9 protein-coding genes are annotated in these 13,089 nt (G+C 69.5%); 6 read left to right on the top strand and 3 right to left on the bottom strand.

The features are described 5' to 3' along the window. Positions 1–113: 113 nt before the first annotated feature. Positions 114–2,090 carry an ATP-dependent DNA helicase gene (locus tag SCNRRL3882_RS10400; RefSeq protein WP_010034855.1) on the top strand — a complete coding sequence of 659 codons (1,977 nt, stop codon included), beginning with the start codon at positions 114–116 and terminating at the stop codon, positions 2,088–2,090. Between the two features lie 199 nt (positions 2,091–2,289). On the opposite strand, the gene lexA is transcribed toward SCNRRL3882_RS10400, so the two are convergent. Next, positions 2,290–3,069 carry a transcriptional repressor LexA gene (gene lexA, locus SCNRRL3882_RS10395; RefSeq protein WP_010034857.1) on the bottom strand — a complete coding sequence of 260 codons (780 nt, stop codon included), beginning with the start codon at positions 3,067–3,069 and terminating at the stop codon, positions 2,290–2,292. A gap of 620 nt (positions 3,070–3,689) precedes the next feature. Between lexA and nrdR the strand changes: the two genes are divergently transcribed. Then, positions 3,690–4,250: a transcriptional regulator NrdR gene (gene nrdR / locus SCNRRL3882_RS10390; protein ID WP_029180822.1), complete on the top strand. Its 561-nt coding sequence runs from the start codon at positions 3,690–3,692 to the stop codon at positions 4,248–4,250. A gap of 164 nt (positions 4,251–4,414) precedes the next feature. Further along, positions 4,415–7,291, top strand: coding sequence for a vitamin B12-dependent ribonucleotide reductase (locus tag SCNRRL3882_RS10385; protein ID WP_010034867.1), 2,877 nt, complete (start codon positions 4,415–4,417; stop codon positions 7,289–7,291). Positions 7,292–8,063: 772 nt separating this feature from the next. Here the strand turns inward: SCNRRL3882_RS10385 and SCNRRL3882_RS10375 are convergent. Next, positions 8,064–8,597 carry a TerD family protein gene (locus tag SCNRRL3882_RS10375; RefSeq protein ID WP_010034869.1) on the bottom strand — a complete coding sequence of 178 codons (534 nt, stop codon included), beginning with the start codon at positions 8,595–8,597 and terminating at the stop codon, positions 8,064–8,066. A gap of 155 nt (positions 8,598–8,752) precedes the next feature. Between SCNRRL3882_RS10375 and SCNRRL3882_RS10370 the strand changes: the two genes are divergently transcribed. From SCNRRL3882_RS10370 to SCNRRL3882_RS10360, 3 genes are all read left to right on the top strand, one after another. Beyond that, positions 8,753–9,358 (top strand): YdbC family protein, encoded by a 606-nt coding sequence (locus tag SCNRRL3882_RS10370; RefSeq protein WP_040902590.1) that lies wholly within the window; start codon positions 8,753–8,755, stop codon positions 9,356–9,358. A 139-nt stretch (positions 9,359–9,497) separates the two neighbouring features. After that, the gene (locus SCNRRL3882_RS10365; protein ID WP_010034874.1) at positions 9,498–10,157 is read left to right on the top strand and encodes a histidine phosphatase family protein; all 660 of its coding nucleotides are present in this window, start codon (positions 9,498–9,500) and stop codon (positions 10,155–10,157) included. 12 nt (positions 10,158–10,169) lie between these two features. Continuing rightward, entirely contained in the window at positions 10,170–11,078 is a 909-nt protein-coding gene (locus SCNRRL3882_RS10360; protein WP_010034880.1) for an ADP-ribosylglycohydrolase family protein, read from the top strand. 329 nt (positions 11,079–11,407) lie between these two features. Here SCNRRL3882_RS10360 and SCNRRL3882_RS10355 read toward each other — a convergent pair whose 3' ends face one another. Beyond that, the gene (locus tag SCNRRL3882_RS10355) at positions 11,408–12,955 is read right to left on the bottom strand and encodes an MFS transporter (protein ID WP_029180823.1); all 1,548 of its coding nucleotides are present in this window, start codon (positions 12,953–12,955) and stop codon (positions 11,408–11,410) included. Positions 12,956–13,089 lie beyond the last annotated feature (134 nt).

Below are 13,089 nucleotides of genomic sequence, written 5' to 3'. Positions count from 1 at the left end.
CCTGCCCAGGAGCCCCCGGCCTTGATCCCACCCGTCGACCCCACCTCGATCCGACCCCTCGCCGTCGCCTTGATCACCCGTTTGTCAGTGCTGGGTCGTAGGGTGGTCGCGCTATGACGAAGCCCTCACTCCCCGAACTCCTGCATGCTGCCGTCACTGCCGTCGGCGGTACGGAGCGCCCCGGTCAGGTGGCCATGGCCGAAGCCGTCGCAGAAGCGATCGACGACGGTTCCCACCTGCTGGTCCAGGCCGGCACCGGCACCGGCAAGTCGCTGGGCTACCTGGTGCCCGCGCTCGCGCACGGGGAGCGTGTGGTCGTCGCGACCGCCACCCTGGCCCTCCAGCGCCAGCTGGTGGAGCGCGACCTGCCGAGAACGGTCGAGTCGCTGCACCCCCTGCTGCGCCGCCGCCCGGAGTTCGCGATGCTCAAGGGCCGGTCCAACTACCTGTGCCTGCACCGTTTGCACGAGGGTGTCCCGCAGGACGAGGAGGAGGGCCTCTTCGACCAGTTCGAGGCGGCCGCGCCCACCAGCAAGCTGGGCCAGGACCTGCTGCGGGTGCGCGACTGGGCCGACGAGACCGAGACCGGCGACCGCGACGACCTCACACCCGGCATCTCGGACCGGGCCTGGGCCCAGGTGTCGGTGTCGTCCAGGGAGTGCCTCGGCGCCTCGAAGTGCGCGTACGGCGCGGAGTGCTTCGCCGAGATGGCCCGCGAGCGAGCCAAGCTCTCCGAGGTCATCGTCACCAACCACGCACTGCTCGCCATCGACGCCATCGAGGGTGCCCCGGTCCTCCCGCAGCACGAGGTGCTGATCGTCGACGAGGCCCATGAGCTGGTCTCGCGCGTCACCGGCGTCGCCACCGGCGAGCTCACTCCCGGCCAGGTCAACCGCGCGGTGCGCCGGGCGGCGAAACTCGTCAACGAGAAGGCCGCGGACCAGCTCCAGACCGCCGCCGAGGGTTTCGAACGGCTGATGGAGCTCGCGCTGCCGGGCCGCCTGGAGGAGATCCCCGAGGACCTGGGCTACGCCCTCATGGCCCTGCGCGACGCGTGCCGCACCGTCATCTCCGCCATCGGCACGACCCGCGACAAGTCCGTCCAGGACGAGGACGCGGTCCGCAAGCAGGCGCTGGCCTCCGTGGAGAACGTGCACGACGTGGCGGAGCGGATCACCAACGGCTCGGAGTGGGACGTGGTCTGGTACGAGCGCCACGACCGCTTCGGTGCCTCCCTGCGCGTCGCCCCCATGTCCGTCTCGGGGCTGCTGAGGGAGAAGCTCTTCGCCGACCGCTCCGTGGTCCTGACATCCGCGACGCTGAAGCTGGGTGGGGACTTCAACGGCGTCGGTGCTTCCCTCGGGCTCGCCCCCGAAGGCACCGAAGGTGATGACCTCCCGCAGTGGAAGGGCATCGACGTCGGCTCGCCCTTCGACTACCGCAAGCAGGGCATCCTGTACGTCGCGAAGCACCTGGCGCGCCCCGCGCGGGACGGCGACCGCGGGGACATGCTGGATGAGCTCACGGAGCTCATCCAGGCGGCGGGCGGCCGCACCCTGGGCCTGTTCTCCTCCATGCGGGGCGCCCAGCTGGCCGCCGAGGAACTGCGTTCCCGGATCCCCGAATTCCCGATCCTCCTCCAGGGGGAGGAGACGCTCGGCGAGCTGATCAAGAACTTTGCGGCCGACCCGAAGACCTGTCTGTTCGGCACCCTGTCGCTGTGGCAGGGCGTGGACGTCCCTGGACCCAGCTGTCAGCTGGTCGTCATGGACAAGATCCCGTTCCCGCGCCCGGACGACCCGCTGATGAGCGCCCGCCAGAAAGCCGTGGAGGACGCGGGCGGCAACGGCTTCATGGCAGTCGCCGCCACCCACGCCGCGCTCCTCATGGCCCAGGGGGCCGGCCGTCTCGTACGGGCGTCGGGCGACCGCGGTGTGGTCGCCGTACTGGACCAGCGTCTGGCCACGGCCCGGTACGGGAGCTATCTGAAGGCGTCACTGCCCGACTTCTGGTACACGACGGACCGTAACCAGGTGCGGAAGTCGCTGGCGGCGATCGACGCGGTGGCGAAGCAGAAGGAGGCCGATTGAGCCTCGGGGCCCGGTCTGCGGCGACGAAGCCGTGGGCCGGCCCCCGCACCAGGAGCACTGGGCCCCGCCACGGCGTATCGGAGCGCCCGGACACCGCGTACCGGGGGCCGGACAGCGCAGGGCCCCGGAACCGGCGCAGGGGTCCCGGGGCCCGGTCAGAGGGCGGGCCGACTGGGCCCACCCGACGCGGTGCGCGGCTTCAGACGCGGCGCAGTACGGCCACCACCTTGCCGAGGATGGTCGCGTCGTCGCCGGGGATCGGCTCGTAGGCCGCGTTGTGCGGCAGGAGCCAGACGTGGCCGTCCTCGCGCTTGAAGCGCTTGACGGTGGCTTCTCCGTCGAGCATCGCCGCCACGATGTCGCCGTTCTCGGCGACCGGCTGGCGGCGGACGGTAACCCAGTCGCCGTCGCAGATGGCGGCCTCGATCATCGAGTCACCGACGACCTTCAGGACGAAGAGCTCACCGTCGCCGACGAGCTGGCGGGGGAGGGGGAAGACGTCTTCGACGGACTCCTCGGCGAGGATCGGGCCACCGGCGGCGATGCGGCCGACCAGCGGGACGTACGACGCGGCCGGCTTGCCCGCGGTGTCCGTGGGCTGCACGGAGGCGGCCTGGTCGGAACCGCGCACCTCGTACGCGCGCGGGCGGTGCGGGTCGCGGCGCAGGAAGCCCTTGCGCTCCAGTGCCATCAGCTGGTGTGCGACGGAAGACGTGCTGGACAGGCCCACGGCCTGGCCGATCTCGCGCATCGACGGCGGGTAGCCGCGCCGCTGCACGGAGTCCCTGATGACCTCGATCACGCGGCGCTGGCGGTCGGTGAGTCCGGAACTGTCCGCCCGGATGCCGGGAGGTCGTCCCGGCAGGGAGCGCTTGTGCCCCTCAGGGTTCGTGGCTTCGTTCATCGCGTGCACCGGCTCCAGTCGGCCCTGGGAGCGCTCCTGGGCAGTGATGGCGGCACTGTCTGCGGTGGTGGTCACGTCGGCCCCTCTCGATGGTCTCCCTGCTGGACAACGGTAGTTGGTTTCGAAAGGTTGCGCCAAACACACGTTCGAGTGAAAAATCGCGAATCGACTGACGCGATCATGTGTCCGGGTGTATTGGCTGCCGCTCCACCTGGCGGGCAAAAGCGCCCATTGCTGTACTCTTCACCGCCGGGGTGATCGCCTCGGGGCTGTTGCCCAAGTCTGCCATCCGGCATTCTCCTGCCCCGGGGCCAGCCCTCATCTGTGCGGGAGTCCCACGTCCCCTCCTCGCGGCGCCCACGGTATCTCCGCATGTGTCGCAGCGATACCGCTGTGCGTGTACGGATGAGGCTGGTGAGGCCGACCGCGCGTGTGCGGCGGTGGCCCTGAGGGGCATACGAGGCCGGCGCGGCTGGCCGGTCGCGTGTCACCTGCGTCTATGCGCGCGACTCGCGCGTACGGCGTGCATGTATGAGCCAATCCCCACATCTAGTGGTTGGATTGCAGCAGCAGCCCACAAGTTGTGGTCCCCCGGGTCTTCGCGCCCATGGTCATCGCCTATGCTTGGGGCTGCTTCGTGGGGCGAAAGAAGCCCAGCGATGCCTATGAGTCTGCTGTGAGGAGGGTTGGAGTTCATGCACTGCCCCTTCTGCAGGCACCCCGACAGCCGTGTCGTCGACAGCCGTACGACCGACGACGGCACGTCCATCCGCAGGCGCCGCCAGTGCCCTGACTGCTCCCGTCGTTTCACGACCGTGGAGACGTGCTCGCTCATGGTGGTCAAGCGGTCCGGAGTCACCGAACCCTTCAGCCGTACCAAGATCATCAATGGTGTGCGCAAGGCGTGTCAGGGGCGGCCCGTCACCGAGGACGCGCTCGCCCAGCTCGGCCAGCGGGTCGAGGAGGCGGTGCGGGCCACCGGAAGCGCCGAGCTGACCACCCACGACGTGGGGCTGGCCATACTCGGCCCGTTGCAGGAGCTCGATCTCGTCGCGTACCTGCGATTCGCCTCGGTCTACCGGGCGTTCGACTCGCTCGAGGACTTCGAGGCGGCCATCGCGGAGCTCAGGGAAGAGACGGGACGCCCCGACGCGGACGACGGAGACCGCGAGGACGCTGGGGCGGGGAGCCAGGAAGACGACCGCGGGCCCGGAGGGACGGGACACGTCCCCGAGCCCGCAGGCGCCGCCGACTGACCGGCGGGCCGGACCCGGACGGCAGCTCCGGGACCGGCCGGGCGGCGGCGACACGAAGACCTGCTGCGGGCGATGTGAGTGGGTGCCCGCAGCACCAGACAGAACACCGTGCCACGGGAACAACGGGGCACTTCAGGGCGTTTTCGCCCGTACAGGGAGGCGGCATGACAGAGACGGCGAGCGGTCCGGCACGGAGTTCCCGCGCCAAGAGCGCCAAGGCGAGCAAGGGCCTGCGTATCGAGCGCATCCACACCACCCCTGGGGTCCACCCCTACGACGAGGTGGCCTGGGAGCGCCGTGACGTCGTCATGACCAACTGGCGCGACGGCTCGGTCAACTTCGAGCAGCGTGGCGTCGAGTTCCCCGACTTCTGGTCGGTGAACGCGGTCAACATCGTCACCAGCAAGTACTTCCGCGGTGCCGTCGGCACCCCGCAGCGCGAGACCAGCCTCAAGCAGCTGATCGACCGCATCGTGAAGACGTACCGGAAGGCCGGCGAGGACCACAAGTACTTCGCCTCGCCCGCCGACGCCGAGATCTTCGAGCACGAGCTGGCGTACGCCCTCCTGCACCAGATCTTCAGCTTCAACAGCCCTGTCTGGTTCAACGTCGGCACCAAGCAGCCCCAGCAGGTCTCCGCCTGCTTCATCCTGTCCGTCGACGACTCCATGGAGTCGATCCTCGACTGGTACAAGGAAGAGGGCATGATCTTCAAGGGCGGCTCCGGTGCCGGCCTGAACCTCTCCCGGATCCGTTCCTCCAAGGAGCTGCTGTCCTCCGGCGGCAACGCCTCCGGTCCGGTCTCCTTCATGCGCGGCGCCGACGCCTCCGCAGGAACGATCAAGTCCGGTGGTGCCACCCGCCGCGCCGCCAAGATGGTCGTCCTCGACGTGGACCACCCCGACATCGAGGACTTCATCGAGACCAAGGTCAAGGAAGAGGAGAAGATCCGCGTCCTGCGCGACGCGGGCTTCGACATGGACCTGGGCGGCGACGACATCGCGTCCGTCCAGTACCAGAACGCCAACAACTCGGTCCGTGTGAACGACGAGTTCATGAAGGCCGTCGAGCAGGGTGGCCAGTTCGGGCTGCGCGGCCGGATGACCGGCGAGGTCATCGAGGAGGTCGACGCCAAGCAGCTCTTCCGCAAGATCGCCGAGGCCGCCTGGGCCTGCGCCGACCCCGGCATCCAGTACGACGACACCATCAACAACTGGCACACCTGCCCCGAGTCCGGCCGGATCACCGCGTCGAACCCGTGCAGCGAGTACATGCACCTGGACAACACGTCCTGCAACCTGGCCTCGCTGAACCTGATGAAGTTCCTGAAGGACGACGGCAAGGGCAACCAGTCCTTCGAGGCCGAGCGCTTCCAGAAGGTCGTCGAGCTGGTCATCACCGCGATGGACATCTCGATCTGCTTCGCCGACTTCCCGACCCAGAAGATCGGCGAGAACACGCGCGCGTTCCGCCAGCTCGGCATCGGCTACGCCAACCTCGGCGCCCTGCTGATGGCCACCGGCCACGCCTACGACTCCGACGGTGGTCGCTCCCTCGCCGGCGCCATCACCTCCCTGATGACCGGCACGGCGTACCGCCGCTCCGCCGAACTCGCCGCGGTCGTCGGCCCGTACGACGGCTACGCCCGCAACGCCGACGCCCACAAGCGCGTCATGAAGCAGCACTCCGACGCCAACGACAAGGCCGTCCGCATGGACGACCTGGACACCCCGGTGTGGGCCGCCGCCAGCGAGTCGTGGCAGGACGTGCTGCGCCTCGGCGAGAAGAACGGTTTCCGTAACTCCCAGGCGTCCGTGCTCGCCCCGACCGGCACCATCGGCCTCGCGATGTCCTGCGACACCACCGGTGTCGAACCCGACCTCGCCCTGGTCAAGTTCAAGAAGCTGGTCGGCGGCGGCTCGATGCAGATCGTCAACGGCACCGTCCCGCAGGCCCTGCGCCGCCTGGGCTACCTGGAAGAGCAGATCGAGGCGATCGTCGCCCACATCGCCGAGCACGGCAACGTGATCGACGCCCCGGGCCTCAAGCCCGAGCACTACGAGGTGTTCGACTGCGCCATGGGCGAGCGGGCCATCTCCCCGATGGGCCACGTCCGGATGATGGCCGCGATCCAGCCGTGGATCTCCGGTGCCATCTCCAAGACGGTCAACATGCCGGAGACGGCGACCGTCGAGGAGGTCGAGGAGATCTACTTCGAGGCCTGGAAGCTGGGCGTCAAGGCGCTCGCGATCTACCGCGACAACTGCAAGGTAGGCCAGCCGCTCTCCACCAAGAAGTGGGAGGAGAAGGCCGAGGAGCCCGCCGCCGTCGAGGCCAAGGTCGAGAAGGTCGTCGAGTACCGCCCGGTCCGCAAGCGCCTCCCGAAGGGACGTCCCGGCATCACCACGTCCTTCACCGTCGGCGGCGCCGAGGGCTACATGACCGCCAACTCCTACCCGGACGACGGTCTGGGCGAGGTCTTCCTGAAGATGTCCAAGCAGGGTTCGACCCTCGCGGGCATGATGGACGCCTTCTCCATCGCGGTCTCGGTCGGCCTCCAGTACGGCGTTCCGCTGGAGACGTACGTCTCGAAGTTCACGAACATGCGCTTCGAGCCGGCCGGTATGACGGACGACCCGGACGTGCGGATGGCGCAGTCCATCGTCGACTACATCTTCCGCCGCCTGGCGCTGGACTTCCTGCCGTTCGAGACGCGCTCCGCGCTCGGCATCCACTCCGCCGAGGAGCGTCAGCGTCACCTGGAGACCGGCTCGTACGAGCCGAACGAGGACGAGGTCGACGTCGAGGGCCTGGCCCAGTCGGCGCCGCGGGCCCAGGAGCTGAAGGCCGTCTCCGCGCCGAAGAACGAAGAGGCGGCCAAGCCCGCCCCGCAGCAGGCCCACACCAGCGCCGAACTGGTGGAGATGCAGCTGGGCATCCAGGCCGACGCGCCGCTGTGCTTCTCCTGCGGTACGAAGATGCAGCGCGCCGGTTCCTGCTACATCTGCGAGGGCTGCGGCTCGACCAGCGGTTGCAGCTGACGCCGACCGCCTGAGCCGATGACAGAGGGGCACCGCCTTCGGGCGGTGCCCCTCTTGTCGTCATCACGGGCTGCGGATGCCGGGAGCCTGCCCAGCACACCGTCCAGCCCGGAACGGACGGTGTCCCGGTCGCCCGGTGTCCAACCCGTCGTGACCTCGTACCAAGGTCCCAGGCGGTGCCGGACCCGGGAGCGTTCGCGCGGTGCCGGCCGTGTCACGTAGGCGGTGGCGCAGGCGTCGGCGAACGGCGGGGAGGTGCCGTTGTCCGAGATCCCCGTGGACGAGGGCCTCGGTGGGCAGCGCGCTGACGACCTTCCGCAGGCCGGAGGCGGTTCCGCGCCGGTCCGGCGGCAGGAGGGGCAGCAAGCGGGTCCGGAAGTCGTCCGCCAGGGCGGCGCGTTCGGGGAGCACGTCCCGCGCGGGTGGCACCCCCGTCGCACGGCCTCATCGGTGTCTGCCCCCTGCAAGGCCCGCAGGGAAGTCCCAAGGCGCGTCCCTGGGCGGCGTCCAGCTCCTCCAGGGGTTCACCCGGGGCCAAGACGTGCCGAACGGTGAGCGGGCCGGCCGACACGACGCGGGGCACCGGCACAGCGAGTGCAGGTGCGGTGCGAGCCATGGCAGCAGGCGGGCTTCCGTCCGGGATTGCCGCTCCACGTCCGGGCGGCGCGGTCGGCGCTCGATCCAGCGGCCGTCGACCAGCCGGGCCTCGCAGTCCCAGCCGTCCGGGAAGACCGAGTTCGCTCCTGGTCCCGGCAGGCTCTCCCGGGAAAGCTCACGGCCGGTGTGCGGCACCCATCGTCCTGGCGAAGTCCACGGGGTCGCCCTCGAAACCACGCAGGCCGGGGCGGAAGTTCCAGGGACCGGAACCCTCCCGGACGAACTCCGCGACCGTCGCCGCCGTGGCCCCGAGGACACCCCCGAAGTCGTCCTCGGTCAGGACCGTGTACCCCTCGCGGATCCGCAGCCCGGGATTCACCACACTGACGAAAGTGCGCTCCGCCGGGCGCTGCTGGATGACGACACCGACCACCACGCGCGCGTAGCGGCCGTCGAGCCGGTCGAGTTCCAGCGTCATGACCTCGTCGTAACCGAAGCCCTGGCCGTCCTTGCTGTCCCGGTTGAGATAGATGGTGCCGTCGGGGGAGCGGCTGTCGAAGTGCACCACATAGGCGGGATCACCGTGCGGTTCGTCCGCCAGATAGGTCGCCGCGACGAGGTCCAGGTCGGTGGACGGCTGCCCCGCCGGACTGGGATCCCACCGCACCGCGATCTCGACCTTGCGCAGCCCCTTGTTCAGCCCGTCCACCAGCGTCCCCTTCCCCGTACCGACCCGCCCGTTCGCCGCAACTGCCGGGCGGCCATGACTGTTTGTCCATCCTGCCACGCGTGCAGGTGCGCGCGCCGGAGAGCGGTCCAGCCGAGAGTGACCGGCGCCACGCTCCGTGGCCTTACCATGGCGCGGTGCTGGTCAAGTGGATTCGCTGCACCGTGGTGGACCGCCGCGGTTTCGAGCGGGGGCAGCGGAAGTGGGCGGGGCTTCTGGGGGAGCCGGGGTTTCGGGGGCAGGGGGGTGGCTGGAGCCGGCGGCGGCCGGACGTGGCGCACATCTTCGCGTTCTGGGAGAGCCGCGCCTTCTACGACTCCTTCATGGCGCGGTCCCACGACCGGCTCGCGTCGGCCCAGTCGGGCACGTTCAAGGACGCCCAGGTCAGGCTCTTCGACCACCGCTTCGACGTGAAGACCGGCTTCGAACCGCGCTTCACGGACGCCGACCTGCTGCGGGTGGCGCTCTGCCGTGTCCACGAGGAGCGGGTCGAGCACTTCGTGCTGATGCAGGAGAAGGTCTGGAACCCGGCGATGGCCGGCTCGCCCGGCATGGTGCGCGGGCTGTTCGGCGAAGCACCCGGGAACGAGTTCATGGTGCTGTCCATGTGGCGGTCGGCCGCCGAGCACGGCAAGTACCGCACCGAGCGCGTGGAGCGGCTCGCCCTGCGGGCCCAGACGGAAGCGGACGTGGCGGCGCTGACCGGGGACGTCGTGGACATGGAACCGAGCTGGACGGTCTGATCTCCGAGCGGGTCGGACCGAGGTGTTCCGGTAGTCAGCCGCGCGACCTGTGTGATCTGTGGTGCAGGATGTGTGTGACCTACGCTGTATGGGCAGGTACGAGTGCTCGACGGCCCCTCACCCGATCTAGGGTTTTGGCATGGCACGACCACGGCGCATCGTCCTTGTCCGGCACGGGGAGTCAACGGGCAATGTTGATGACTCCGTGTACGAGCGTGAACCCGACCACGCCCTGGCGCTGACCGAGCGGGGCCGGCGGCAGGCGGAGGCGACGGGCGAGCGGTTGCGCGAGCTGTTCGGCGGCGAACGCGTCAGCGTGTACGTCTCCCCGTACCGCCGCACCCACGAGACGCTGCGCGCCTTCCGCCTCGACCCGGGGCTCATACGGGTGCGCGAGGAGCCCCGGCTGCGCGAACAGGACTGGGGCAACTGGCAGGACCGGGACGAGGTCCGCCTCCAGAAGACCTACCGTGACGCGTACGGCCACTTCTTCTACCGGTTCGCCCAGGGCGAGTCCGGCGCCGACGTCTACGACCGGGTCGGCGGCTTCCTGGAGAGCCTGTTCCGCAGTTTCGAGGACCCCGACCATCCGCCGAACGTCCTGATCGTCACCCACGGTCTCGCCATGCGGCTGTTCTGCATGCGGTGGTTCCACTGGACCGTCGCCGAGTTCGAGTCGCTGTCGAACCCGGGGAACGGCGAGGTGCGGATGCTCGTTCTGGGAGACGACGGCAAGTACACGCTTGACCGGCCGTTCGACCGCTGGCGTGATCCCGAGCCCTACGGGATCACTGGATAGAGTGGCAGGGCGATGAACGCTGATTCCTCCACCGACGGGCGCCTGGACCGGGCCCTGGCCAGCCTGCGCGGACTGTCCGTCGGGGACGCCCTGGGCTCCCAGTACTTCGTGCCCGTGAACTACCCGCTGCTGAAGCGCCGCGAGATTCCGTCCGGGCCGTGGCAGTGGACCGACGACACGGAGATGGCCTGCTCCGTCGTCGCCGTCCTGGTCGCTCACCACCGCATCGACCAGGACGCCCTGGCCCGCTCCTTCGCCGAGCACCACGATTTCGACCGGGGCTACGGCCCGGCGGTCAACCGCCTGCTGCGGCTCGTCCGGGAGGGCGGCGACTGGCGTGAACTCGCCGCCGCGCTCTTCAACGGACAGGGGTCCTGGGGCAACGGCGCCGCGATGCGGATCGCCCCGCTGGGCGCCTGGTACGCGGACGACCCGGAGCAGGCGACGCACCAGGCGGAGATCTCGGCATACACCACCCACCAGCATCGCGAGGCCGTCGTCGGCGCCATGGCCGTCTCCGCGGCCGCCGCGTTCGCCGCTGCCCCCGGCGGGCCGCCCGGTGCCGAGGCCCTCCTCGACGGGGTCATCGACCTGGTGCCCAAGAAGAGCGCGGTGGGTGCGGGACTGCGCCGGGCCCGGGACATGCTCGACTACGCCGATCCGGCCACGGTCGCGGCGGTGCTGGGGTGCGGACGGCGGACGACCGCCCACGACACCGTGCCCTTCGCCCTGTGGTCGGCCGCGCGAAGTCTCGGTGACTACGAGCAAGCTTTCTGGACGACCGCGCAGGTCGGCGGGGACGTCGACACGACCTGTGCCATCGTGGGCGGCGTGATCGCCTCGGGGAAGGCCGGGGCGCCGCCCGCCGAGTGGGTGGCGCGGACCGAGCCGCTGCCGGACTGGGTGCCCGCGTCGGTCTAGCGGTCCGAAACTCCTTTGTATGGGCCGGCCATCGGAACCGGTCCGGCGATCAGAACTCTCCGTGCGCACCGGGAACTCTCCGTGACCGGCTGCTCGTTGTCATGACATCCGCTGTGCGAGCCATGGGGCCGCACACGTTGGGGTTACGTACAGGCAGCTCGAAGGAGGTGATCATGGAGATTCTGCTGGCTGTTCTTCTCCGGTGGTGGGACGCATTCGCACGCCGCGTCGGAGCTGCGCGGCCGGTCACGGATCGGCCCGGCAGCCACCGGCAGGCCTGTTTCGCGCCCGCCGGTGAGCCGCCGAAGCCATCTCACCAAGCCTGTGCGTCAGCCCAGCCCCGGCCCGGCCGAGCCGGAGAGCGCCTCCAGGTCGCTCTTGCGGACCCGGATCACCAACCAGGCGGTGGCCAGGGCGAGGACGGCCATGGCCGCAGCCGGAACGAAGGCAGCGGAGATGCCCTGGGCCAGCACCTCGTGCCCCCACGGCGCGGGCAGCTGATGCGTCGTGGCGAACTCCGCCTTCTGCTCGGGGGAGCCCTCGGCCATGAACTGCGGAAGCTGCTTCTCCGCCTCGTCCCTGGTCGCCGTGCCGAACACGGTCGTCAGGATCGACAGACCCAGCGATCCGCCCACCTGCTGCGTGGTGTTGAGCAGTCCCGACGCGGCTCCCGCCTCATGCTGGGCGACACCGGAGACGGCGGTGAGCGTGAGCGTCACGAAGTTCAGGCCCATGCCGAAGCCGAACACCAGCATCGGACCGAGAACTCCGCCGACGTACGAGCTGTCGGAGCTGATGAGCGCCTGCCAGGCCAGTCCGATCGCCGCGAGCGCCGAGCCGAGGAGCATGAACGGCTTCGGACCCAGCACCGGCAGGAACCGCTGCGACAGACCCGCGCCGAGCGCGATCACGACGGTCACCGGCAGGAAGGCGAGCCCCGCCTCGATCGGGCTGTAGCCGAGCACGTTCTGCACGAACAGCACGATGTAGAAGAACATCCCGAACATCGCCGCCGCGAGGCTCAGCATGATCACGTACGTGCCCGAGCGGTTCCGGTCGGTGAACATCCGCAGCGGGGTGATCGGTTCCTTGGCCCGGGACTCGATGACCCCGAAGGCCAGCAGCAGGACCACCGCGGCGGCGAAGGATCCGATGGTGAGGCTGTCCCGCCAGCCCTCGTCCGCCGCCCGGATGAAGCCGTAGACGAGGGACGCCATGCCCGCGGTCGAGGTCACCGCCCCCGCTATGTCGAAGCGCCCGGTGTGCCGTTCGGACTCGCTGATGTAGAGCGGAGTGAGCACGGCGATCAGCACACCGATCGGCACGTTCACGAAGAGCACCCACCGCCAGTCGAGCCACTCGGTGAGCATGCCGCCCGCGAGCAGGCCGATGGCACCACCACCCGCGGACACCGCGGCGAAGACGCCGAAGGCCCGGTTGCGCTCCGGTCCCTCGGGGAACGTGGTGGTGATGAGAGCCAGCGAGGTGGGCGACGCGATCGCGCCTCCCACGCCCTGGAGGACCCGCGCGGCCAGCAACTGCCACGGCTCCTGGGCGAGCCCGCCGAGCAGCGAGGCGAAGGTGAACAGCAGGATGCCGGTCATGAACACCCTGCGGCGCCCGAGGATGTCACCGGCGCGGCCGCCGAGGAGCAGCAGACCGCCGAAGGTGAGTGTGTAGGAGCTGACGACCCAGGTGAGGTCGGTGGTGCTGAACTTGAGTGCGTCTTGAATGTGCGGGAGCGCGATGTTCACAATCGTCGCGTCGAGTACCACCATGAGTTGGCAGGCCGCGATGACGGTGAGCGCGATGCCGGGGTGTCCCTCCCGGCGTGCCGCACCTGGCTTCTGGTCCTTGAGCAATGGAGAGGTTGTCACTATGGGTCCCCCACGAGTGCGTTAGTGAACGCTCGCGTTCACTGTCGCGTCAAAGGTAGTGAGTCCCCGACAGTGAACGCAAGCGTTCACTTGTGGCGTCGCCGTGCGGCACGTCCCCCTTTGCCGCCGTCCGG

Origin of the sequence: Streptomyces chartreusis NRRL 3882 (assembly GCF_900236475.1) — a bacterium.
Classification (GTDB): Bacteria; Actinomycetota; Actinomycetes; order Streptomycetales; family Streptomycetaceae; genus Streptomyces; species Streptomyces chartreusis_D.
The sequence above is the reverse complement of the archived record's forward strand: the minus strand, read 5'-3'. Positions and strand labels throughout refer to the sequence as shown.